The sequence below is a fragment of the Candidatus Levibacter sp. Uisw_134_01 genome, from assembly GCF_047717795.1.
Classification (GTDB): domain Bacteria; phylum Pseudomonadota; class Alphaproteobacteria; order Puniceispirillales; family Marisalimonadaceae; genus Marisalimonas.
On the sequence record NZ_CP159808.1, the window covers coordinates 1,485,930 to 1,510,027 of the forward strand.

The 24,098-nt window shown below is 30.8% G+C and carries 31 protein-coding genes; 13 read left to right on the top strand and 18 right to left on the bottom strand.

The genetic code is table 11. From position 1 onward, the window contains the following. Positions 1 to 3 precede the first annotated feature (3 nt). Together pdxA and rsmA are read left to right on the top strand one after the other, a co-directional pair. On the top strand, positions 4 to 1,020 hold the full coding sequence (pdxA, locus tag ABXT66_RS07640; RefSeq protein WP_443642901.1) for a 4-hydroxythreonine-4-phosphate dehydrogenase PdxA: 1,017 nt from the start codon (positions 4 to 6) through the stop codon (positions 1,018 to 1,020). Continuing rightward, positions 1,010 to 1,840: a 16S rRNA (adenine(1518)-N(6)/adenine(1519)-N(6))-dimethyltransferase RsmA gene (gene rsmA / locus ABXT66_RS07645; RefSeq protein WP_443642902.1), complete on the top strand. Its 831-nt coding sequence runs from the start codon at positions 1,010 to 1,012 to the stop codon at positions 1,838 to 1,840. The genes pdxA and rsmA overlap by 11 nt, the downstream gene beginning before the upstream one ends. An 18-nt stretch (positions 1,841 to 1,858) precedes the next feature. On the opposite strand, the gene gmk is transcribed toward rsmA, so the two are convergent. The 6 genes from gmk to fabD form a co-directional block, all read right to left on the bottom strand. Beyond that, complete coding sequence (gene gmk / locus ABXT66_RS07650; RefSeq protein ID WP_443642903.1) at positions 1,859 to 2,473, bottom strand: guanylate kinase; 615 nt, start codon at positions 2,471 to 2,473, stop codon at positions 1,859 to 1,861. Between the two features lie 4 nt (positions 2,474 to 2,477). Further along, the gene (mltG, locus tag ABXT66_RS07655; protein ID WP_443642904.1) at positions 2,478 to 3,428 is read right to left on the bottom strand and encodes an endolytic transglycosylase MltG; all 951 of its coding nucleotides are present in this window, start codon (positions 3,426 to 3,428) and stop codon (positions 2,478 to 2,480) included. Continuing rightward, positions 3,425 to 4,693: a beta-ketoacyl-ACP synthase II gene (gene fabF / locus ABXT66_RS07660; RefSeq protein WP_443642905.1), complete on the bottom strand. Its 1,269-nt coding sequence runs from the start codon at positions 4,691 to 4,693 to the stop codon at positions 3,425 to 3,427. Before fabF ends, mltG begins: the two co-directional genes overlap by 4 nt. Positions 4,694 to 4,732: 39 nt before the next feature. Beyond that, complete coding sequence (locus tag ABXT66_RS07665; protein WP_443642906.1) at positions 4,733 to 4,966, bottom strand: acyl carrier protein; 234 nt, start codon at positions 4,964 to 4,966, stop codon at positions 4,733 to 4,735. Between the two features lie 102 nt (positions 4,967 to 5,068). Beyond that, complete coding sequence (gene fabG / locus ABXT66_RS07670) at positions 5,069 to 5,806, bottom strand: 3-oxoacyl-[acyl-carrier-protein] reductase (RefSeq protein ID WP_443642907.1); 738 nt, start codon at positions 5,804 to 5,806, stop codon at positions 5,069 to 5,071. Between the two features lie 19 nt (positions 5,807 to 5,825). After that, entirely contained in the window at positions 5,826 to 6,752 is a 927-nt protein-coding gene (gene fabD, locus ABXT66_RS07675; RefSeq protein ID WP_443642908.1) for an ACP S-malonyltransferase, read from the bottom strand. A 176-nt stretch (positions 6,753 to 6,928) separates the two neighbouring features. On the opposite strand from fabD, the gene rpsF reads away from it, so the two are divergent. The 11 genes from rpsF (at position 6,929) to ABXT66_RS07730 (ending at position 16,596) form a co-directional block, all read left to right on the top strand. Continuing rightward, positions 6,929 to 7,315, top strand: a complete 387-nt coding sequence (rpsF, locus tag ABXT66_RS07680) for a 30S ribosomal protein S6 (protein WP_443642909.1) — start codon at positions 6,929 to 6,931, stop codon at positions 7,313 to 7,315. A gap of 11 nt (positions 7,316 to 7,326) precedes the next feature. After that, positions 7,327 to 7,581 carry a 30S ribosomal protein S18 gene (gene rpsR, locus ABXT66_RS07685; protein ID WP_443642910.1) on the top strand — a complete coding sequence of 85 codons (255 nt, stop codon included), beginning with the start codon at positions 7,327 to 7,329 and terminating at the stop codon, positions 7,579 to 7,581. A gap of 14 nt (positions 7,582 to 7,595) precedes the next feature. Beyond that, entirely contained in the window at positions 7,596 to 8,243 is a 648-nt protein-coding gene (rplI, locus tag ABXT66_RS07690) for a 50S ribosomal protein L9 (protein WP_443642911.1), read from the top strand. Between the two features lie 81 nt (positions 8,244 to 8,324). Then, positions 8,325 to 9,824, top strand: a complete 1,500-nt coding sequence (locus ABXT66_RS07695; protein WP_443642912.1) for a replicative DNA helicase — start codon at positions 8,325 to 8,327, stop codon at positions 9,822 to 9,824. A 31-nt stretch (positions 9,825 to 9,855) separates the two neighbouring features. Then, entirely contained in the window at positions 9,856 to 10,941 is a 1,086-nt protein-coding gene (gene alr, locus ABXT66_RS07700) for an alanine racemase (protein ID WP_443642913.1), read from the top strand. 30 nt (positions 10,942 to 10,971) lie between these two features. Continuing rightward, positions 10,972 to 11,754, top strand: a complete 783-nt coding sequence (locus ABXT66_RS07705; protein ID WP_443642914.1) for an MlaE family ABC transporter permease — start codon at positions 10,972 to 10,974, stop codon at positions 11,752 to 11,754. A gap of 3 nt (positions 11,755 to 11,757) precedes the next feature. Further along, positions 11,758 to 12,528 (top strand): ABC transporter ATP-binding protein, encoded by a 771-nt coding sequence (locus tag ABXT66_RS07710; RefSeq protein WP_443642915.1) that lies wholly within the window; start codon positions 11,758 to 11,760, stop codon positions 12,526 to 12,528. Next, positions 12,529 to 13,890: a DNA repair protein RadA gene (gene radA, locus ABXT66_RS07715; RefSeq protein ID WP_443642916.1), complete on the top strand. Its 1,362-nt coding sequence runs from the start codon at positions 12,529 to 12,531 to the stop codon at positions 13,888 to 13,890. Between the two features lie 9 nt (positions 13,891 to 13,899). After that, positions 13,900 to 14,475 (top strand): CvpA family protein, encoded by a 576-nt coding sequence (locus ABXT66_RS07720; RefSeq protein ID WP_443642917.1) that lies wholly within the window; start codon positions 13,900 to 13,902, stop codon positions 14,473 to 14,475. Beyond that, positions 14,475 to 15,902, top strand: coding sequence for an amidophosphoribosyltransferase (purF, locus tag ABXT66_RS07725; RefSeq protein ID WP_443642918.1), 1,428 nt, complete (start codon positions 14,475 to 14,477; stop codon positions 15,900 to 15,902). Before ABXT66_RS07720 ends, purF begins: the two co-directional genes overlap by 1 nt. After that, positions 15,889 to 16,596 (top strand): SDR family NAD(P)-dependent oxidoreductase, encoded by a 708-nt coding sequence (locus ABXT66_RS07730; RefSeq protein WP_443642919.1) that lies wholly within the window; start codon positions 15,889 to 15,891, stop codon positions 16,594 to 16,596. Before purF ends, ABXT66_RS07730 begins: the two co-directional genes overlap by 14 nt. 6 nt (positions 16,597 to 16,602) lie before the next feature. On the opposite strand, the gene ABXT66_RS07735 is transcribed toward ABXT66_RS07730, so the two are convergent. The 12 genes from ABXT66_RS07735 to ABXT66_RS07790 all read right to left on the bottom strand — a co-directional run bounded on the left by ABXT66_RS07735 (position 16,603) and on the right by ABXT66_RS07790 (position 24,097). Next, positions 16,603 to 17,310 (bottom strand): hypothetical protein, encoded by a 708-nt coding sequence (locus ABXT66_RS07735; RefSeq protein ID WP_443642920.1) that lies wholly within the window; start codon positions 17,308 to 17,310, stop codon positions 16,603 to 16,605. Positions 17,311 to 17,342: 32 nt separating this feature from the next. Then, positions 17,343 to 18,056 carry a hypothetical protein gene (locus ABXT66_RS07740; RefSeq protein WP_443642921.1) on the bottom strand — a complete coding sequence of 238 codons (714 nt, stop codon included), beginning with the start codon at positions 18,054 to 18,056 and terminating at the stop codon, positions 17,343 to 17,345. Positions 18,057 to 18,089: 33 nt separating this feature from the next. Continuing rightward, entirely contained in the window at positions 18,090 to 18,281 is a 192-nt protein-coding gene (locus ABXT66_RS07745) for a hypothetical protein (RefSeq protein WP_443642922.1), read from the bottom strand. Positions 18,282 to 18,290: 9 nt separating this feature from the next. After that, a complete protein-coding gene (locus tag ABXT66_RS07750) occupies positions 18,291 to 18,515 on the bottom strand; it encodes a hypothetical protein (RefSeq protein WP_443642923.1) in 225 nt (74 codons plus the stop codon). Between the two features lie 15 nt (positions 18,516 to 18,530). Then, the gene (locus tag ABXT66_RS07755) at positions 18,531 to 19,676 is read right to left on the bottom strand and encodes an EscU/YscU/HrcU family type III secretion system export apparatus switch protein (protein ID WP_443642924.1); all 1,146 of its coding nucleotides are present in this window, start codon (positions 19,674 to 19,676) and stop codon (positions 18,531 to 18,533) included. Position 19,677: 1 nt separating this feature from the next. Next, positions 19,678 to 20,493: a flagellar biosynthetic protein FliR gene (gene fliR, locus ABXT66_RS07760; protein WP_443642925.1), complete on the bottom strand. Its 816-nt coding sequence runs from the start codon at positions 20,491 to 20,493 to the stop codon at positions 19,678 to 19,680. An 18-nt stretch (positions 20,494 to 20,511) separates the two neighbouring features. Further along, positions 20,512 to 20,784 (bottom strand): flagellar biosynthetic protein FliQ, encoded by a 273-nt coding sequence (locus ABXT66_RS07765; RefSeq protein ID WP_443642926.1) that lies wholly within the window; start codon positions 20,782 to 20,784, stop codon positions 20,512 to 20,514. 5 nt (positions 20,785 to 20,789) lie between these two features. Then, complete coding sequence (fliP, locus tag ABXT66_RS07770) at positions 20,790 to 21,632, bottom strand: flagellar type III secretion system pore protein FliP (RefSeq protein WP_443642927.1); 843 nt, start codon at positions 21,630 to 21,632, stop codon at positions 20,790 to 20,792. Continuing rightward, complete coding sequence (locus ABXT66_RS07775; RefSeq protein ID WP_443642928.1) at positions 21,625 to 22,056, bottom strand: hypothetical protein; 432 nt, start codon at positions 22,054 to 22,056, stop codon at positions 21,625 to 21,627. The genes fliP and ABXT66_RS07775 overlap by 8 nt, the downstream gene beginning before the upstream one ends. A gap of 115 nt (positions 22,057 to 22,171) precedes the next feature. Continuing rightward, positions 22,172 to 22,486 (bottom strand): flagellar motor switch protein FliN, encoded by a 315-nt coding sequence (gene fliN, locus ABXT66_RS07780; RefSeq protein ID WP_443642929.1) that lies wholly within the window; start codon positions 22,484 to 22,486, stop codon positions 22,172 to 22,174. Positions 22,487 to 22,504: 18 nt separating this feature from the next. Further along, positions 22,505 to 23,473: a flagellar motor switch protein FliM gene (fliM, locus tag ABXT66_RS07785; RefSeq protein WP_443642930.1), complete on the bottom strand. Its 969-nt coding sequence runs from the start codon at positions 23,471 to 23,473 to the stop codon at positions 22,505 to 22,507. Between the two features lie 18 nt (positions 23,474 to 23,491). Then, positions 23,492 to 24,097, bottom strand: coding sequence for a flagellar basal body-associated FliL family protein (locus ABXT66_RS07790; protein ID WP_443642931.1), 606 nt, complete (start codon positions 24,095 to 24,097; stop codon positions 23,492 to 23,494). Position 24,098: the final 1 nt, after the last annotated feature.

The window sequence follows — 24,098 nt, forward strand, 5'->3', positions numbered from 1 at the left end:
CAAATGATAACATCAAAAAAAGTAATCCTAATTTCAGCAGGTGAACCTTCAAGTATTGCTACAGAAATTACAATAAAGACAATTATGTCTTCAAAAGTTCATAGTGATATAATGCCTATAATAATAACTGATCCTCAAATTATAATAGATTATTGTAAGCTTAATAATGTTAATTATGAAATAAACGAAATCAAAGATAAGCAATACTTTAAGGATTTTAAGAAGAATAAAATCAATATAATACCTATTAAACTTTTAGAAAAAGTTGTAATGGGCAGTCCGAATGTTAAAAATGCATCTTTTGTAAAGGATTCTATTGTTAAATGTGTTAATATTCAGCTAAATAGCATAGCTTCAGCACTAGTGACTAATCCAATCAATAAAAAAGTAATGTATGAGTCAGGTTTTAATTATACCGGTCACACAGAGTTTTTAGCGTCCTTGTCAGTAAAAAACAAACATCCTGTAATGATGCTTGTAGGCAAACATCTAAAAACTATTCCATTAACAATTCATGTTCCTCTTAAAAAAGTCTCAAAATTATTAACAAAAGAATTAATAATCTCTACTATCAAAATTGCTAGGGAGAGCCTTATTTCATACTTTGGTTTTTCTCAGCCAAGAATAATTATAACTGGTTTAAACCCTCATGCAGGTGAAGATGGAGAAATTGGAACTGAAGAAAAAACAATAATAATACCTGCGATCAAAGAAGTTTTAGATAATACTTCATATCATCTATCTGGACCTATATCAGCAGATACTGCATTTTCATATGACAACAGGAAAAAATATGATTTAGCTATTTGCATGTACCATGATCAAGCTTTAATACCAATTAAAACATTAGATTTCCATAATGGTGTTAATGTAACCTTAGGATTAGATTTTATTAGAACATCACCTGACCATGGAACAGGATTTGATATAGCAGGGCAGGATAAAGCTAACCCTCAGAGCTTAATTTCTGCTATAAATCTTGCTTATAAGATGAGTATAAATAAAGAAAATGACAAATAAACACGATTTTCACCTACCTACTATTAGAGAAATTTTAAACAATAACAATATCAAAATTAACAAATCTCTTGGTCAGAACTTTCTCTTTGACATTAATCTTACAGATAAAATTGTTAAAAGATCTTTGCCAATCAAATCAACAGTAATTGAGGTTGGGCCGGGGCCTGGATGTCTAACTAGATCAATTTTAAAACAAGAACCTAATATTGTTTTTGCAATTGATAAAGATGTTCAATCTAAAAAAATGCTTAATGATTTAAAGAAAATATACAAAAATAAATTAGAGATAATTATAGATGATGCTTTGCACTATCCAATATGGAATTTAGGCACTGCACCAAGACAAATTATTGCAAATTTACCTTATAACATTGGTACTAAAATGTTAATTTCATGGTTAAAACATATAAACCAGTTTGAAATGATGACACTTATGTTTCAGAAAGAAGTTGCTGATAGAATCATAGCAAAGCCAGGCTCAAAACAATATGGCAGATTATCAATTCTAACAAACTGGTTAACAAAAACTAATAAAGTATTTGATATACCAAATACAGCTTTCTTCCCTGCTCCAAAAGTGAAATCTAGTGTAGTCCAGTTAATACCTTATGAAAAACCTTTATTAGATGTTAACTTTGAATCAGTAGAAAAAATTACACAAATGGCTTTTAGCCAAAGAAGAAAAATGCTTAAAAGTAGCCTAAAGGAAATAAATGGTAAAAAAATTTTAGCTGATTTATCTATTTCACCTAATTTAAGACCTGAAGACTTATCAGTACTTGATTTTTGTAGGATAGCAAAAATGGCCTTTGAAAACTAAAATCTTTTATGATTTAATTTAATCTAAGTTAAGTTTAGATTCTATTTGTCTAAATCCTCTTAATCTTTCTGAGTATAAAATTGATTTAACCTTATTGAAAGCCAATTCAATTTCATCATTTACAACTATAAAATCATACTCATCATAGTGACTTATTTCTTTTCTTGCCTCAGACATTCTTTTCATAAATGTTTCTTTATTTTCACTTGCTCTATTTCCCAACCTAGATTCTAATTCATTAATAGATGGTGGAAGTATAAATATTTTAACAACGTCTTGACCAAGATGTTTTTCAATTTGCCGCGTACCTTGCCAATCAATATCAACAATAACATCTATACCTTCTTCTATTTTTGATAAAACTTCTTGCTTAAGTGTTCCGTAATAACACCCAAAGACATTAGCCGTCTCTATAAATTCATTATTTTCTATCATTTCCAAAAATTCTTCATTATTTTTAAAAAAGTAATCTTTTCCATGAATTTCATTTTTTCTTTTTTTTCTAGTTGTTGCTGAAATAGATAAAGTAACTCCTTTAATTTCTGTTATTAATTTTTTGCATAGAGTGGTCTTACCAGCACCTGAAGGTGAGGATATAACAAGAACGATACCTCGACGTTTACTATTCAACATTTTATTAATCCCTCATTTTACTTTTTTTCCACAAATTAATATTTTGTTTATGTAAATCATATGTTTCAGAAAAACGGTGTCCACCCTTACCATCAGCTACAAAATAGAAATAATTTGTGTTTTTAATATTCTTAAGTGCATTTAAGGCATTTTTTCCCGGATAAGATATAGGGGTGGGGGGTAAGCCAGTGTGGAAATATGTGTTGAAAGGATGAGACGATTTTAACATTTTTTTTGTAATATATTTTCCATTAATGTTTAACCCAAAAGCAAGAGTAACATCTGATTGCAATTTCATTTTTTTTCTCAGCCTGTTAATAAAAACACTAGCTACTAACTTAGAATCTTCAAAAGATTTAGCTTCCCTTTGAATTATTGAAGCAAGTATTAATAACTCACGCTTATCTCTCAATATAAAATCTTTTGGTTTATTTTTCCATACTTTATTTATGCTAATGTCTTGAGCTTTCTTCATACGATTCAGAAGCTTAACTCTAGAATAACCATACTTAAAATGATATGTATCAGGTTTATATATACCCTCCATCAAAGTAGGTATTTCTCCAGACAAATATTTATTACTTAATAATTTTATTCTTAAATCTATAGCTGAAGAACCTTCAATTAAAGTGAAGTTTCTTGTTATTGTTTTACCGGTTTGAAACATATTTTGTATTTCAAAAAGTGAAAAATCCTTTGGAATTAAATATTCACCAGCTTTGATTAAAAGTTTATCTTGATGTGAAAATGAAATCATTCTCCAATCAAAATATTGAATATGTATATTTTTAGCTCTTAATTTTTTTAAAATAACTTTTTGATTGTCATTCTTCTTTAAAAAAAGATAAGTGTCTTCAAAAACAATTTTCTTATTTTTAACTTTATCAAAATAAGAATAGCTTAAAAAAATTGAGGCAAAAATTATAATTAAACAGAAGCTAAGTTTTAACTTCAATCTGCACTACCGATTAATAAACTAGCGTTAGTTCCACCAAATCCAAAAGAGTTTGATAAAACATTCTTAACAGATCGTTTTTTTGCATGGATGGGAACTAAATCAAAACCAGAAGTCTCATTGTCAGGATTTAATAAGTTATTAGTAGGAGGAACAATTTGATTTACTATTGATAAAATAGAGTAAATAGCTTCTATTGCTCCTGCAGCACCCAGCAGATGCCCAGTAGCTGATTTGGTAGAACTAATGCTAGTATTGTCTATATTATTTTGAAGAAGTTTTCCAATTGCTCTTAACTCTATCATATCACCTAGCGGTGTTGACGTGCCATGCGCATTAATATAGTCAAGATCATATGAATTCAAGTTTGCATCCCATACTGCAGCTTGCATTGCCCTAAAACCACCATCTCCAGTTTCAGCAGGTGCTGTAATATGATATGCGTCTCCAGACATACCATATCCTTTAATTTCTGCATATATGTTTGCACCTCTAGCAATAGCGTGTTGCCTTTCTTCTAGTACAAGAACACCAGAACCTTCACCCATTACAAATCCGTCCCTAGCTTGGTCCCATGGACGAGAACTAACTGATGGATTATCGTTAAAACTAGTACTTAATGCTCTAGCAGCTGCAAAACCAGCCATCCCAATTCTACAGCATGCAGCTTCCGCACCCCCAGCCACCATTACATCAGCGTCACCATATCGTATAATCCTAGAAGCATCTCCTATTGCATGCGCACCTGTAGAACAGGCTGTAACCACTGAATGGTTAGGGCCTTTAAACCCATATTTAATACTAACTTGCCCAGATAAAAGGTTAATTAATGCCGAAGGTATAAAAAAAGGACTAACTTTTCTGGGCCCTTTAGAAATCATTAGCTCGGTTGTCTTAGCAATTGTTTCAAGTCCGCCTATACCAGACCCAAGTATAACACCAGTTCTATGTTTTTCTTCATCATTTTTTGGTTTCCAACCTGAATCTTCAACAGCTTGCATTGCTGATATAATTCCGTATGCAATAAACCTGTCAATTCTTTTTTGATCACGTGGTTCTATCCATTGATCAATATCTAGTCCAGCTTCAGCATCATCAATTTTTAGAGGTATTTGACCAGCAATCTTGCAAGATATGTCTGAAACATCAAAATCAGAAATTTTTCTGATACCACTTTGTCCAGAAATTAATCTTTTCCAATTAATATCAACACCATTACCTAAAGGCGTTAACATGCCAAGGCCTGTTACAACAACACGACGCATGGAAAACTCCCAATTACAACCAGAGCATTATTAGTAAATTTAACTGTTAGAAGAAATAAAGTCTATTGCATCTTTTACAGTTTGAATTTTTTCAGCAGCATCATCTGGTATTTCACACTCAAATTCTTCTTCAAAAGCCATAACTAACTCAACAGTATCTAAACTGTCTGCACCTAAATCATCAATGAAACTTGCACTATCAACCACCTTAGCTTCTTCGACTCCAAGATGTTCAACTACAATCTTCGTTACTCTACCAGCAATATCGCTCATTATTTATGCCCCTTAAATATGTTTAATTAGTCAAATTATATCGTTCGAGTAACATACTTAAATAAATATGCCAAGCACATTATCTCCAAATTAGAAAAAAATCTAAATCATACTCATTCCACCATTAATATGTAAAGTAGTTCCAGTTACAAAGCTAGCTTCATTACTACACAAATATAGACAACCTGACGAAATATCACTAGGTTTGCCAAGCCTATCTATAGGTATATTTTTAATTATATTATTCTTTTGATCTTCACTGAGTTTATCTGTCATAGGAGTAGATATAAATCCAGGAGCTATCAAGTTACATGTAATGCCCCTACTTGCAACTTCCGCTGCAATAGACTTTGTTAAACCGCTTAATGCAGATTTTGAAGCAGAATAGTTACTTTGACCAGCATTGCCAGTATAACCTACAATAGAACTAATAAAAATTATTCTTCCATATTTTCGTTTTATCATTCCTCTTATGACCTGCCTTGTTAATCTCATTGAAGAAGAAAGGTTAATATCAATTACTTTGTCCCAATCTTCATCTTTCATTCTTAACAAAAGTCCATCTGCAGTTATACCCGCATTATTAATAAGAATATCTATTGATCCAAAAGTTTTTTCAGCTTCATTAGCTAAGGACATAACGTCATTTTTGTCACTTAGATTGGTAACAATTGTTTTTACGTCATCACCTAATTCTAATTCTAATTTTGATAAAACTTCTTGTCTTGTTCCAGATAAAATTAATTTTGCACCACTAGATTTCATTTGCTTTGCTATTGACATTCCTATTCCGCCTGTAGCGCCAGTTATCAAAGCTACTTTACCGTCTAAATTAAACATAATTCTCCTCCCTCAAGTTTTAAAATTGATCAAAATCAGTTGATACTTCTATATTAATGGCAGTAACATCTTTAACCATTCTTTTGGCTATACCCGTAAGAACTTTCCCACTTCCTAATTCTATTATTTTTTTAACCCTAAGTTCATTAGCAAAATTCATAGTTTCTCTCCACCTTACAGTACTAGTGACTTGATCAACTAAATTATTTTTTAATATATCAGTATCATTTTCCGGTAAAGCTGTTGTATTTGATATAATTGGTACAACTGGAGCACAGAAGTTTATTTTTGAAAGAGCCTCTTTCATAACTAACTGTGCTGGTGACATTAATCTACAGTGAAAAGGAGCACTAACAGGCAGAATGACTGCTCTTTTAACACCAAAGCCTTTAGACAATTCAATTGCTTTTTCAACCGCTGATTTATCTCCACTTATCACCACTTGTCCATCAGCATTATCGTTACCTACATCACAAATTCCAATTGTTTGTACCTCATTTAATATTTTTTGAGTGGTATCAATATCAACACCTATAAATGCAGCCATTGCACCTTGTCCTAATGGAACAGAATCTTGCATTGCATTTCCTCTCAATCTCAATAAAACAGCGCATTCTTTCAAAGAAAATACTCCAGCAGCGGTCATTGCTGTATATTCTCCTAATGAATGCCCACATAAATAATCGGCTAAATTTGGTAAGTTTTTATTTGTAATTTTTTCTAAAACTCTTAAAACAGCTACACTACATGCCATTAATGCTGGCTGAGCGTTAGATGTTAGAGATATTTGATCGTCTGTACCTTCCCACATAATTTTTGTTAAATTTAAATTTATAGCATCATTTACCTCTTCAAAAACGTGTTTGGCCTCAACAAAATTTTCAGATAATTCTTTACCCATGCCTATTTTTTGCGAACCTTGTCCTGGAAAAACTATAATATTCATTTTTTGGTCCTTATTTCATATTATTTTTTAATTATGTATTGCATATTTATAATAAACATCTATGTTGCACAAATAATAAAATTACCAGCATAAAATAAATATATATTTTATGTGCTCCTTGCCAGTATTTACTGGTTAATCTGGGGATACCCCATTAAGCCATAAGGAGAAAAGAAATGGCATTATACGAAAGTGTAATTATTGGAAGACAAGATTTAACTAATAGTCAATTTGAAACTTTGATTGATGAGTTTACTTCAGTTATTAAATCGCATGATGGTGAAATAAAAAAAACTGAATATTGGGGCATTAGAAATCTTGCTTACAAAATTAATAAAAATAGAAAAGCTCATTACTATATGCTAAATATATCAAGCTCTCCTGAAACTATTTCCGAATATGAGAGATTACTTGGTCTTCACGAAGATATTATTAGGTTCTTAACCATAAAAATAGATAAGGTTGATGAAAATCCATCTCTATTGATGAATAACAAAGTTGATAGGCATAGAAATGACTTAGATTCTGATAATATAGATATAGCTTCAAAAGCTAATGTTTAAAGGATTGCAAGATGACACAACTAAATATTAAAAGACAGGCTTTAAGAAAACCAAACCAAAAAAGACGTAAATCATGCCCTTTTTCTGCACCAAATACTCCTGAAATTGATTATAAAGATTTAAAAGTTTTGACTAGGTATGTTTCTGAAAGAGGTAAGATAATTCCATCTAGAATATCAGCTGTTTCAGCAAAGAAACAAAGAGAATTATCAAAAGCTATCAAAAGAGCTCGATTTTTAGCATTAATGCCTTACGTTGTAGGTTAGATCTGGAGAATAAAATGGAAATTATTTTATTAGAACGCGTTGATAAATTAGGACAGATGGGTGATTTAGTGACTGTAAAATCTGGTTATGCCAGAAATTTTTTACTACCTCAAGGTAAAGCCGTATTTGCTTCTCAGGACAATATAAAATATTTTGAAGAACAAAAAGTTCAATTAGAGGGCGAAAATATTGCTAAAAGAACAGAAGCTAAATCTTTAGCTGATAGTATATCCTTCAAAGAAGTTGTTCTTATTAGAGCTGCGAGTGAGGCAGGTCAATTATATGGATCTGTATCGGCAAAAGATATAGCTAATGAAATAACTAATGCCGGGCTCACAATAAGTAAAAATCAAGTGATATTAAACAAAGCAATTAAATCTTTATCCTATGAAGATATAAGTATTAAACTTCATCCTGAAATATCTATTAAAATTAAGTTGAACATTGCTCGATCATCTGAAGAAGCTAAAGAGCAGAATAAATCTGGTAAGGCTTTAGTATCTACCGAAACTACAGGTGGAGATATTAGATCAGAACGTGCTCAAAAAGACGCTAAGAGATTTATCAAAAAAGAAGAAGTTGTAACTCCTAAGGATAATGATGCAGAAGAAGTCTTAGTTGAAACTAAACCACAAGATGAAGAAAACGGTGATAGTAAATAATATTTTATAATTTATTATTATTAAATTAATTATTATTAGTTTAATATTATTTTTTAAATATTATTTCTTAAGCTAATGATTATGGACAAAACTTTAACTAAAGATGTTTCTTATCTTGATACAGAGCACTCTTTAAAATCAAGTGATAAAATGCCTCAAAATATTGAAGCTGAACAAAGTCTTATTGGCTCTGTTCTATTTGATAATAAAGTATTAGAGGATCTTCCAACAAATTTTGCTACACGACATTTTTTTGACCCTCTTCACGCAAGTATCTTTGATGCATGTATCTTTCTTATAGACAATGGACGATTGGCTGATCCATTAACTCTTAAAAGTTATCTTAAACAAGATGATTTACAAAGAGACATGGATATAGAAAAATATCTCTCTGAACTTAGAGAAGGCGTTGTATCATTAAGTAAAGCAAAGTTTTATGCAGAAGAAATTAGAAATTGTTATGTAAGACGTTCACTAATTAGAATTGGTGATGAATTAATTAATAAATCAGTTAATCCAACTATAGATATTACTCCAGACCAAGAAATATCTAATACAGAAGAACAACTCTATAATTTAGCTGAAAAGGATCAGATAAATTCAGGTCCGTTAGATTTTAAAAGCGTTTTAGCTAGTGCAACTAATCAAATAAATGAAGCGTATAATAGAAAAGGTAAATTATCTGGTATTGATACAGGTTTTTCTGGATTAAATCGTCAATTAGGTGGTCTAAACAAATCAGATTTACTTGTATTAGCTGGAAGACCTGCAATGGGTAAAACCGCACTTGCCACAAATATAGGTTTTAATGCTGCAAAGAGTAGTAAATTAGAAAAAAATGAATCTATTCTTATTTTTTCTCTTGAAATGTCTGCTGAACAATTAGCTCAACGTATACTTGCTGAACAATCTACAATAGACTCACATAAATTACGAAGTGGTGATTTAAACGAAACAGAATTTTCTAAATTAGTTTCCACACAAAATGATATACTAAATTTACCTTTTTTTATAGATGACACTCCAGCAATTTCAGTAGGCCAAATTGCTTCAAGAGCTAGAAGGTTAAAAAGAACTCATGGCTTAAGCTTAATAATTATTGACTACATTCAGTTAATACAAGGATCTAAAGCAAGTGAGGCACAAGGAAGGGTTCAAGAAGTTTCAAATATTACTAGAGGATTAAAATCTCTTGCCAAAGAATTAAATGTTCCAATACTTGCCCTTTCTCAGCTTAGCCGAGCAGTTGAACAAAGAGAAGATAAAAGACCCATTCTTGCTGATTTAAGAGAGTCAGGATCCATCGAACAAGATGCCGATGTTGTAATGTTTGTATATAGAGAAGAATATTATTTAGATAAAAGTGAGCCAACACAAAGAGATAACGAAAATCAAGAAAGCTTTAATGAACGTTTTTTAAAATGGCAAGACAGAAGGAATATGGCTGAGGGTAAGGCGGAAATCATAATATCAAAACAAAGACACGGTCCTACAGGGATTGTACAAGTTCAATTTGAAGCAAAGTTCACTAGATTTATGGACCTAGTACAGGATGACAGACTACCTGATCAAATTTATTAAAAATTTATTTAAGAATGTATATACTTAAACCATGCATGGCCATCTAAAAATTTCTCTCCAAAAAATACAATCTAATTGGCTAGCCTTAAATAATTCATCAAATGGGAAGGCCTCTGCAGTAATTAAAGCAAATTCATATGGTCTAGGCATGGTTAAAGTAGCCAAGTCGTTAGTAGATGTAGGATGTCAATTTTTTTATGTAGCTAATATAAATGAAGCTATACAATTAAGAAAAAACATTAAGTCAAAAAAAATAAAAATAGCTGTGTTTGAGGGTTTTTTTAAAGGATCTGAATCAAGTTATTTGGAAAACCAACTAACTCCAATCATAAATAGTTTAGAACAATTAAAAAGAATAAATAACTTTAATTCCGAAGAAAGAAAAATCAGTGCAATATTACAGATTGATACTGGAATGAACAGACTAGGGTTAAGTTTGGAAGAAATTAATTTCTTAAAAAAGAATAAGGGTATTTTAAATATTACTAAATGGGATTTTATTATGTCTCATCTTACTAGTTCTAATGACTACAAAAATACTAGTAACAATACACAGCTTGATAAAATTAAAGAATTTTCTAATTTTCTACCAAACATAAAATTAAGTCTTGCTAATACTGGTGGTATAAAATTAGGTGCAAAATTTTGTCTTGATCAAACTAGGCCAGGGATTGGGTTATACGGCATTGATAGTTATGGAAAAAATATAAGACTACTTTCTAAAGATTTAATCTTACCTTTTGAATTACATGCACCTATTATACAAATTAGAAATATAAATATAAATCAGCCTATATCTTATAATGGCATTGAAAAAACAAAAAGAAAGTCAACCTTAGCAACAATAGGTATAGGTTATGCTGACGGATGGATTAGATTATTAAAACCAAACAGTCATTTTTGGTTATATAAGAAAAGATGTAATATATTAGGAAATATAACGATGGATAGCTTTGTTTTAGATATAACTGATATAAAAGATAAAGTTTTTACAGAGGGAGATTATTTTTGTTTATTAGATAATAGTAATATAAGTAGTATAATTAAAAATTCAGAATTAATTAGCTACGAACTATTAACACTTTTAGGCAGCCGTCTAGTAAGAGAATATAATTGAGTAGAGTTTATACAACTAGGTTAAAAACATATGAAGGTCATAATAAATATTGTAGGTTCTATAGGACATAAAAGCCTTAAATTTATTGCTCACATTGGAAATTTTTTTCTTTTTTGTTTAAGCGCAATCTCGTGGATATTTAGACCTCCTTGGTATTTTAAAAAAATTATATTTCAAGTTGTTGATATTGGTTACTTTTCTTTACCGGTTGTAGGGCTAACAACTTTTTTTTCTGGAATGGTTTTAGCTCTTCAAACTTATAATGGTTTTACTGAATTCAATTCAGAAACTACTGTAGCAAGGGTTGTTTTAACTTCTATTACTAGAGAATTGGGCCCTGTACTTACAGGTCTTATGGTGGCTGGAAGAATCGGAGCCAAAATGGCTGCAGAAATTGCTACAATGAAGGTAACTGAACAAATTGATGCCTTAAGTACACTTGGAACTAGGCCTTTGCAATATCTTATTGCTCCCAAAATAATTGCATCTGTTCTATGTCTTCCTTTTTTAGTTTTTATAGGAAATACAATTGGAATTTTAGGGGGATATACTATAGCTGTTTTCAAATTAGATTTTAATCCAGATTTGTATCTATATGCAACCATAGATAACTTACAATGGATTGATTTAATTCAAGGAAGCGTTAAAGCCGCAACTTTTGGTTTAATTATTTCAATGGTTAGCTGTTACTTTGGTTTTAATGCTTCTAAGGGGGCAGAAGGAGTTGGATATGCCACAACGGCGTCTGTGGTTGTCTCTTCTGTGATGATTTTAACTAGTACTTATATAATAACTGCTCTGTTTTTTGGGTAAAAAATGAATAAGAACAAAACAAAGAAAACCATTTTAGATATCAAAAATTTAAAAAAAACATTTGGTAATAATGTTATATTAGAAAACATTAATTTTAATCTACTAGAAGGTGAATCCTTAGCCATAATTGGCGCATCAGGTTCAGGAAAGTCCGTTCTTTTGAAAAATATAATTGGTCTTTTAGAACCTGATTCAGGCTCCATAAAAATAAACTCAACAGAAATGGTTAATTTACCTAGGAGAGACAAAGAGAATATTTTATTGCAATTAGGTATAACCTTTCAACATGGAGCATTATTTGATTCATTAAGAATTTGGGAAAATATTATTTTTAAAGTTCAAAATCAACAAAAAATATCTAAAGTTAATGGAAGAAAACTAGCCCTATCTATAATAGAGCGCTTAAGTTTAAAACCTGAAATATTAGACCTTTTTCCTTCTGAAATTTCAGGAGGAATGCAAAAAAGAGTAGCTATAGCAAGAGCTATTTGTGGAAATCCTAAAATATTATTGTTTGATGAACCAACTTCAGGGTTGGATCCAGTAACTGGAAGTGTAATAGATAAATTAATAACCAGTGCAGTAAACACTATTGGCGCTACTGCCATTACAATTACTCATGACATGGCTTCAGTAAGCCGAATAGCTGATAAGGTAATATTAATTGATAATAAAACAGTATCTTGGTCCGGAACGCCAAAAGAAATGATGACTTCAAATAATTTAAGAATACAAGAGTTTATTAAAACTATTAATCCTAAGTTATTTGCTTAAATGTCAAAATTAAATAAACAATATATTTGCCAAATTTGTGGAACCTTACATTCAAAATGGAGCGGCAAATGTGAGAATTGTAATGAATGGAATTCTCTACTTGAAGAAAATGTTTCAAAACCCTCAGGTCCGTTATCTAAATCATCTGGACATAAAATAAAATTTGAATATTTAAAAAATGATACTTTAGAATACCCTCGGTTAAAAACTAATTTTAACGAAATTGATAGAGTTATGGGTGGCGGTTTTGTTTCTGGCTCAGTCACCTTGATTGGTGGAGATCCAGGAATTGGAAAATCAACTCTCTTACTCCAGTTAGTTGGTAATTTATCAAAAATGAATGAACAATGTATTTATGTTTCTGGAGAAGAAAGCTTGTCGCAGATAAAAATGCGAGCAGACAGGTTAGGTATAAAAGATAGCAATATTCAATTTGCATCCGTAACAAATGCATCAGATATAGCTACAACAATAGGTTCTATTAAAACAAGGTCTGTATTAATAATAGACTCAATTCAAACTATGTACTTACCCCAAATAGATAGCTCACCAGGTACAGTTACACAAGTAAGAGCTTGCGCACACGAATTAATAATTGCTGCCAAAAAAAGTAATTCTATTTTAGTGCTTATTGGACATGTTACGAAAGATGGGAGCATTGCAGGTCCTAGAGTTTTAGAACATATGGTTGATACAGTTCTATACTTTGAAGGGGATAATAATTTTCAATACAGAGTTTTGAGAAGCATGAAAAACAGATTTGGCCCAACAAATGAAATTGGAGTCTTTGAAATGTTAAATGTTGGGTTAAAAGAAATTATGAATCCATCAAAACTATTTTTGTCTGATAGGCAAAAAAATGTATCTGGAAGTGCTATTTTTGCTGGCTTAGAAGGCACTAGACCAATTTTAATAGAGGTTCAAGCTTTAGTTATGCCCTCTTCCCTTGCCTCTCCTCGAAGAACAATAGTAGGTTGGGATACAGCTAGATTATCTATGATAAGTGCAGTTTTAGAATCTAGATGTAAAATACACTTGTCTAATATGGATATTTTTTTAAACATTGCTGGTGGCATTAAGATTTTTGAGCCTGCAGCTGACCTGGCGGTGGCTGCTGCAATTATTTCTTCAGTAAAAGATGTTCCTATTTCTTTTTCTACTGTATTCTTTGGAGAAGTTGGATTGTCAGGTGAAATAAGAAAAGTTAACCAAGCAGAACTTAGGATTAAAGAAGCAACAAAATTAGGTTTTGACAATATTATTTTACCATCAAAACAAAAAGTTATAATAGAGAAAAATATGAACTATAATAATCTTACTTTGTTAAGTGACTTAGTTGATTTAATTACCAAAAATATTTAGGTTAATCTGATGGAATTTTTTGAAAATACATATTTTAATATAGTTGATATAATTATAATCAGTATCATTCTAATATCGTGCGTTGTTGCTACATTTAGAGGTTTTATTAAAGAAGCATTTAGCATTGTATCTTGGATTTTTGCATTAATTGTTGCCATAAAATTATACGAAAAATTTAAATTGGAATTGATTGAATATATTAACCACAAAATTACTGTTGATATTGTTGCTTTTGGATTTCCATTTTTAACGACTTTATTTATTTCAAGTTTAATATCCACATGGCTTTCTCCAAAATTTACTATTCCAGGTTTATTAATATTTGATAAAATATTTGGTTTAATTTTTGGAATATTTAGGGGTATCCTTTTAGTAACATTATTTTACTTAGGTTTGATATATTTACTTGGAAAAGAAAAGAGCTTACCGTCTATAGTATTAGAAGCACACACATTTAGTTATATAACAACAACAGCCGATCTTTTAAGAGGTTTTGTATCTAAACACAACCTAGCTGAACATAAAAAAAATCAAGATATCAATAGGGAAAACCTAAATGAAGATAACTTATTAAAGGATAAATAATGTATTGCAGAGATAACGACCACTTAAAAGAAGAATGTGGTGTATTTGGCATTTTTGGAACTGAAGAAGCATCTGTTCTAACTACATTAGGTCTGCATTCATTACAACATAGAGGTCAAGAAGGAGCTGGTATAGTAAGTTTTGACGGGAATAATTTTCACTCTGTCAGAAAACAAGGTTTAGTTGGAGATAATTTTAATAATCAAAATATTTTATCGCTACTTCCTGGTAAAACTGCAATTGGACACGTTAGATATTCAACTACTGGAGAGTCCAAGCCAGAGAATTTGCAACCACTTTTTGCTAACTTGGCACTTGGTGGCTTTGCTTGTGCACATAATGGTAACCTTACAAACACACATTCTATTAAAAAAAAATTAGTAGAGAGTGGTTCTATTTTTCAAACATCATCTGATACAGAAATCATATTACAACTAGTTGCTCGATCTCACAAAAAAAAATTAATAGATAAATTGATTGATACACTCAATCAAATAAAAGGAGCTTATTCATTAGTTATACTAACAAATAAAAAACTGATTGGAGTAAGAGATCCCTTTGGTATAAGACCATTAGTATTAGGAGATAAAAATGGTTCACCTGTGCTAGCCTCAGAAACATGTGCATTAGATATGATTGGAGCCAAATATATAAGAGATGTAGAAAATGGTGAAATAGTAATAATTACTGAAAAAGGAATTGAATCCATCAAACCTTTTAAAAATATTCCTGAAAGACCATGTATTTTTGAAAGAATTTATTTTGCAAGTCCAGATAGCATAGTAGGCAATAAAACAGTATATACTTATAGAAAATCTCTAGGTTTTGAGCTGGCTAAAGAAAACAACATTTCAGCTGATGTTGTAGTACCAATCCCAGACTCAGGTGTCTCTGCTGCTCTAGGGTTTTCTCAAAAATCTTCTATTCCTTTTGAACTTGGTATAATAAGAAGCCATTATGTAGGACGTACATTTATTGAACCATCTCAAACAATACGTCAGTTTGGTGTAAAACTAAAACATAGTGTTAATAAATCGTGTATTGAAGATAAAAGAGTTATTTTAATTGACGATTCAATAGTAAGAGGAACAACAGCAAGTAAAATAGTTAAGATGGTTTATGAAGCTGGAGCAAAGGAAGTGCATTTAGGAATTTCATGTCCACCTATTAAACATCCTGATTTTTATGGAATTGATACACCAAATTATAACGAGTTGATAGCATCAAAATCAAATATTGAAGAAATGACAGAATTGGTTGGAGCAAAATCTTTGTTTTTTTTATCATTGGATGGAACTTATAAAGCTATGGGATATAACGAAAGAAATAAAGAATTACCTCAATTTACAGATCATTGCTTTACTGGAGAATATCCAATTGATATTTCTGAAATACTAAAAATAAACTCTTACAATGCATCAAGATAAAAAAGTTTCATTAGTGACTGGTGCCGGCGAAGGTATTGGCGCCGCGATTGCAATTGAATTAGCAAAAATAAATATGCATGTAATTATCACGGACAAACATCTCGCAAGCCTAACAAACACAGAAAATATAATAATTTCTAATGGAGGAACCTGCACAGTTGTAGAATTAGATATGAAAGACTTTTTAGGAATTGATAGGTTGGGATTAGAAATTTTTAAACGTTGGGGGAAATTAGATATTTTAATAGCAAACGCTGCAATCTTAGGAACTTTAAGCCCCCTCCATCACCAGAGCAACGAAGAGTTTTCAGATGTTCTGAACATAAATTTAATAAGTAATCATCGATTAATTCGCTCTTTTGACGCATTGTTAAAAAACAGTGTTTCATCAAAAGCTATTTTTTTAACTTCATCAGTATCTTTTAACCCAAAGCCATTTTGGGGAGCATATTCAATCTCAAAGGCAGCTCTTAACCATATGACAAAATTATGGGCTCAAGAAAACACTCATAACAATTTATCTATTTGTACAATTGAACCAGGTGAAACAAATACCAGATTGAGAAAACATGCAAACCCAGGGGAAAATATTGACAATCTACAAGACCCTTTCACAGTTGCAAAATCTATTGTTAAATTTATCTGTGCTGATAAAGTCTATAAAGGTGAAACTATAAAGTTAAAAAATACCTGATAAGTTTTAGTCTTCTAAAACAACAGGTTCTAGATAAGAATAATTAAAATCAATTTTGCTATCAAGCTTTCTAGCTATTTCTTGTGCCTCCTTTTCATTAACTGCACAAAATATAAAACTTAATCTATAACTATTTAACATGTAAAAAAATCTTAATATATCTATCTGAGAATTGCCTACATACCAAGACATCAATATCCAGCCAACGAAGAATAGCCAAGGTGATATCATCAAAAGCACGAAAAAAAACACTAGTGAAATACCAAAAAAGTTCCAAAGCCTATTTTGTATCATCCATAAAGGAGGGGCAAAACTTGCTAGTATTGTTGGGAAAGTATTTATCAAAATACCTGTATGTCCTGGCTTTTTAAAAACTTCAAATTGTTGATAAAAAGCGTCTAAATCAAGATTTTCTTTAACATTATAACTATTTAAATCAATTATTGATTCTGAGTTGACTTCCTCACAAATCACTCCTAAAGGACCTGCAACAAAGGTGTTAAAAAAAGTACCATCCCTATATAATGTCAAAATTTTTCTTTCTTTAAGATCACTTAATTCTTTAGAAAAATCATCATAGGTTTTGTTAACTAACTCTCCATCAAGTGAAAAAATAATGTCATTTTCTTTGAGTTTCATTTGAAAAGCATTAGATGAATTTCTGATAGATGTAATTCTTAAAAATTTTTTTTCTAAAACAGTATCTTCTGACATTTTTTTATAACTCTGTGAAAAAAATTATTTGATTATGGATATTTTATTCTACTAGTTTTATTAGCAATTTTACCTAATACGTTATTATTCTGTTTAATAAGTTTTGAGATTTGTTGTGCTTGTATTGCTTGATTAGCAACAATTTGCTTATATATGGCTTTATTACTAATCTGATTAATTGCTTTTGAAATTGTTTTACTATTAGAACGATTTAATTTTTCTAAATTCGCATTTAATTTCTTATTATTATCAATATTAGTTTTATTAGTTTTATTAAGCTCACTTATTAAAGTTTTTGTGATTAATCGTAATTCACCAATTGTGTTATCATTACTTTCTTTAATTCTTTTTTCGACTTTATCAATTGTACTTACTAAAGATTTATTAATTGTTAATAAATCTCCCTGTTTTTTAATTGCCAAGTCTAGATTTTTTAAGGATGCATTAACTCCATCTACATTCTCAGCAAAAACAACTAAAGCTTCTCTACTTGTTTCCGTCATGTTACTTAGCTTGTTAGAAGATTGCATAAATAAGATTGCACTTACAGCAATTACTACTAAACCAGAAACAATAGAAGAAACGAAAACTACTGTTGTATATTTATGAATTTGTTTCACTTTAGCCTCCAATATTGCATGCGCTTTTTTAACTTTGTTATACTCCGAAGTAACATCAGTGGCTGCATCAGCCGCATCTAATGCTAGCTTTATACTTTCCTGAACAGCTTCTAATTTTGTATCCATTTGTATATCCTATCAAATTTTAAAAAATCTAATTTAAGAATTTTTACTTATCCTATATGCACATTCTATACCAGTTGTATTAAAAACTTCTGTAGCAGGACTAAATTTTGAGATAAAACCAAATTTTTTACAACCCCAAGGACGTTCCTTCTTATAAGTAATGTAGAAATAAATACATCCATTACATGTCAATCTCTTATTAGTACTTTTATTTGTTTTATTCATAAACTAATTTCATTTTTTAATTTTATTTTTATATTCAATTACCCAATAAATAAACTCAGCTATTTTAAATCGCATTGAACCCATTAACGCTGTGAATCCAAAAAACCAATACAAAATAGCATTTGATATATTACCCTCTTCTTTGAGGGCACTTGCCTCAAAGTGACATAATAAAGCCGACCAAATAAACATGGCTGTTATAATGATTTGTCCGAAAGTTTTTTTTCTTTTCACAAGAACCTCAATATATTAATTAATTTTTTTTCCATATTCATCAAAACTTAAGTCGTCAGGTATAACAAAATCAGGGTAATCAGTTTCTTCACCTCTTTCAATTTTAAAAATGTATGCCAATACTGAAGCAATCGCAGAGTATAGACTTTCTGAGATCTCTTTTCCAATTTCACCTGTGAAATAAATAGCTCTTGCAAGGAGAGGACTTTGAAAAATTGTAACCTCAGATTCATTTGCAAGTTTAATAATTTTTTCAGCTATCATTCCTCTACCCATGGCCAAAATAATTGGAGCTCCTGCTTCACCTACTTCATACTTGATAGCAACCGCAAAATGAGTAGGATTAGTAATTATAACTGACGCATCTTTTACATTATCTAGTGCTGCTGTTTGAGAAGCGGCCCTATTTGAAATTTCATTTTGTAATCTTCTTATTTTTTGTTTTACTTCCGGCGAACCATCTGTGTCTTTGTTCTCGTCTTTAACCTCTTTTATCGTCATTTTTAATTTTTCAACATGAGTATATTTTTGCCAGATATAGTCAAATATAGCTATAAATCCAAGGACTATTAACAATGAAATTGTCAGTTGAGGAAAGTTATTTAACAAGTTTGATAAGGCGGTATATAGATTTCTTTCAGAAAGATAAATGATATCCTTAATATTAAAATATATAACTGCATAAGTTATGCCACCAAGCAAACCTACTTTAAATAATGATTTAATTAATTCAACTAATGCTTTAGATGAGTATGTCCTTTTTAAACCAGATAAAATATTTATCCTATTTGATTTAAAATGAAATGCTTTCGGTGCAAAATTTATACCTCCTACTGCCATTTGTGTTATTAAAATTGTTAAAATTAGAGGTATACCAATAATAAGAGTTATATAAATTACGTATTTTATTAATTTTCCAATACCAATTGTTGGAGCGGTGTTTGTTATATAATCCAAGTCAAATAAGAAAAAAGTCTTCCATATTGATAAAAGGTCTTTAGCAAAAAAAGGTATTGAAGTTAAAACCATTAATCCCATAATTAATGTAGTAAAAACAAACATTTCCTTGGAAGACAGAACTGTACCATCTTCAGCAGCTTTATCTAATTTCCGTTGGGAAGGTTCTTCGGTTTTATCTTGTGAATTATCTTCTTCTGCCATTTTAAAAACTTTTCTTTGTTGGAGAATGAAGTAAATTATCAATCAAATTAATTGACATACCTGTTATATCAGAAAAGGCGTTTGAGATGGGATCCACCCCAGCATATAAAAAAATAAACAAACTAATTAATGCTATAGGAAAACCAAAGGAAAAAAGATTTAATGACGGAGCAGATCGTGTTATCACTCCAATTGCACCTTGTATCAAAAGGAGTCCACCTACAACTGGAAGACTTATTAGAGCCGCTAAGTAAAGCATTTTACCAAATGTGTTTATACCCATCTGACTAACTTCTGTGAAATTTAAAGTAAGTCCAATTGGTAAATAGACATAACTCTCTAAAATCATTTTAATAAGATATAAGTGACCATCTAAAGATAAAAAAACTGAAATAAGGAATAATGATAAAACTGAACTCAAAACAACTGTTTGACCTCCAGATTGTGGATCAACCATAGTTGACATTGATAGCCCTGCCGTAGATGCAATTTTTTCTCCAGCCACATAAGCTGCTGAAAATAAAATACTTAAAACCAACCCTACTGAAAGACCTATACCTATTTCAGACAAGATTAGTAAAAATAACTTAAAACCTTCCAGCTGTTGAATGTCAGGAACTTTTAAAACAGGAAATAAGAAAGCTGTAATACTTATACTTGCTACTATTCTAATCTGTAAAGGAAAACCAGTAGAAGAAAAGAAAGGGGCACTAATTAAGAATGAGGATATACGTAAAGAAGCAATAAAAAAAATTATAAGATATTGGTATAAATTAAATAAATCTATTCCAGGTAAACTAAATTCTGTTGTATTCATATTACATTTCTTTCAAATCTAATTTTGCCCTACACCAGCAACTTGATCAAAAATAAAATTAAAGTAATCAACTAATCCAATCATAAAGAAGTTGCCTAGCAAACCTATCCCTAACATTACAATTACTACCTTAGGTACAAAGCTTAAAGTCATCTCATTAATGGATGTTGCAGCTTGAATAATTCCTATAAAAAGTCCAATTCCAAGCGCAAGTGCCAATATCGGACCTGCCACTAATAACACTTGGTAAAAAGCCATACTCAACATACTAATATTTTCATCAAAGCTCATAATAATTATCCTGCAGCAAATGTACTTACTAAAGATCCAACGGTCATACTCCATCCATCTACAAGTACGAAAAGTAATAACTTAAAAGGAAGTGCAACTAACATGGGAGACAACATCATCATTCCAAGAGACATTAAAATTGAAGAAATAACCATATCTATAACCAAAAAGGGTAGAAATAATAAAAAACCTATCTGAAATGCTGTTTTGAGTTCACTTGTCATAAAAGCCGGCAAGGCTATGCGAAATGGTATGTCAGCAACCTTATCAAACTTATCTAATCCAGCTAATTCAGAAAACATAATTAAGTCGCTTTTACGTGTGTTTTTTACCATAAAACTTTTCATTTCAGCGCTAGCAGTCTCAAGAGCTTGATCTGCAGGCAAAGTTTTATCCATGTAAGGTAACGCTGCGTTGTCATAAACTTTATTAAAAGTTGGTGCCATTATAAAAAATGTAAGAAATAATGAAACAGCTATCAAAACTTGATTTGGTGGTGTTTGTTGGGTGCCAAGAGCTTGGCGAAGAATTGACATAACTATAATAATTCTAGTGAAGCTTGTCATACCTAACACCAAAGAAGGAAGCACCGTTAATCCTGTCATTAGTAATAAAATCTGCAAAGGAAATGAATATTCAGTTGTATTGCCATTTGAAGAAACATTTAACGCCGGAAAGCCTGAAAATCCTGATTCTGCAAAAGCCTGAAATGAAAAACCACTTACAATCAATATCGCGGTAGAAAAAGATATAATTTTTGTTAAATTCTTAAAAAAATCTAAAATCAAACTTTTGTCTTTAATAAAATAAACTCTTTTACTAGGTTGAGGACATATTGCTTTACGCATCTGCTCCTCCCCTTTTATGAGCTTTTAGTAGATCTGAAATATTCACATGCTGTAATGGTTTTTTATCTTTATTAGTTTCAATTTCAACTTTATCAGAAATCAAATTTTTAAATTTAGACGAATTTTCAACGTCTAAATTTTTACTATTATTAACTCCAGAAAAGGTCTTATTTATTTGTTGGACTGAACCTCTTCCAGATTTATGACCAACAAAGAAAAAACTTTCTTCTCCAACTTTAAAAACATAAGCTAAATATCCATTTCTCAACGTCAATTGGCTAGAAACTTCTAAATCATTTTGTTTTTTTATTATTTTTTTCAAAGACCCGCTTTTGATCTTGATCACATAAGCTACTATTGCCAAAATAGACAAGAATAATATAGTAACTATAGCAGTTGTGAAATCTGGAACAGTTTGTGACATTTTATTACTTCCTCTAAATTTAGATTAAAGAAGCAAGAAAGATGCCAATTTGTTTAAGTAATAACCTATTGAATATAATAGGTTTTTTTCTTGTAAAATGTCAATTTTTTGTAAATTATAACTTTTTGACTCGATTTTCTGGATTAGTAACCTCAGTAAATCTAATACCAAATCGCTCGCCAACCATAACAACTTCTCCACGAGCAATGTTTACACCGTTAGCTAATATATCTAAGGGATCACCGGCCAGTCTCTCTAATTCAACAACAGAACCTTCATTCAATTTAAGTAAATCTTTAATTTTCATTTCTGTTGAACCAACTTCAACAGTCAATTTTACTTCTATATTTTCTAAAACCTTTAGATTTTCAATTCCTGCATTATTAGACGTTGTTGAGGTGTCTTGTGTAGTTGCTTCATTTTCTGCCATTTTAATACTCCTGGGATATTATAGTCTATCTTTTAGACTAACTGCTACTTGACTATTAGTTTCTCCAATTTCAGCCTTAAATAAAAGTTTATCTTTAACAAAAAAATCAACTCCATCAACGGGCGGCAAATTTATTATATCACCTTCTTTAAATTTAATCAGTTCTGATAAAGAAACTGCTGGTTCACTCAAAATTGCAGAAATAGGGAGAGGAACATGCATTATGGATTTTTCTAATCTTTCGTTCCAACTAGTGTCATCATCAATTACATCAGATTGTATTCTAGAACGTAAAAGAGACGCGATTGGTTTTAGCGTTTGCAAAGGATATATTATGTCAAATGATGCAGAATCAATATTAGGAAGTTGTACAACAAAAGAACATATAATAACTGAATCTGATGCTTCAACTAAAGTTGCAAATTGTGGGTTAATTTCTCTAGATTGATGCTTAATTGTAATAGGCATAAGGTCTTTCCAAGCATTTTGTAAGCAATGTGTAATGCCATCTGATACTATTTCAATTATTCTGTCTTCAGTTGCCGTAAATTCAGATTTAGTTGAAGGAAAATTAGCAAGTTTACCTCCATAATAACAATTTGTTAAAACACTCACAAATGAAGGCTCAAGAACAAGTAACATAGACCCTCTTAATTCATCTATTCTACTAGTTGTTAAACTCATAAAGCTATTCAGACCAGCGCTGTACTCGTCATAAGTTTTAACTTCAGGAGGGAAAGGGTTTATTTTAGGTTGAATTCTTATCATTGGTAAAAATATACTTCTAACTAACCTAGCAAACCTCTCGTTAATTAATCTTAAGGCATAATAATCACCTAATAGTTCTAGATTGTCAGAACCAAAGGTAAAGTCAGAAACTTCAACATCATTATTAATTCCAGAATTTGAATCTATTTCTCCAGATTGGAGACCTTCCATTAATGCTGAAACTTCATCAGAAGATAATTTGCGTGACGTATTAGACATAATTATTAATAACCTAAATTATTGTAATATGAAAGCTGTGAAATATACATCTTCAATACCTGGAAACTCTTTTAGCTTTTCTAATTTAGCATTAAGCACAACCATAAGTCTTTCTGAAAGTTTTTTCTTGCCATCGCTTCCTGATATATCTTCTTCCGTAAAATCACTAACAGTTGATAGTATTTCAGACCTTAAGGCTAATTGATGTGAGTCAACAACTTCCATAACCTTTTCATCATATTGGGTTGAAACACCTACACTAAGCTGTAAAAATTTCCTACTATTCTTTAAGTTAGTTGTAAAATCTCCTGGAAACTCAAAATATGTAGTTTCATAACTATTGACTTCTGGAATAGATTTGACATTCTTTTGTAAAACACCATCTTCACCCTCAACTTCACCTTCTTTATTGTCATCCTCTTCTGAAGTCTCTTTTACTTTAGTGTTTTTACCTTCTATAATTTGGTTTACCTCAGCAGATGGATCTGGTTCTGGTTCACCGCCAAAAATAAAGTAACCTATACCTAAGCCCACAGCTATAAGTAAGATTGCAGCCACAACCATAATAATAATTTTGATTAAACCACCTTTTTTTGGTTCTTCATCTTCAACTTCATCTGCCATT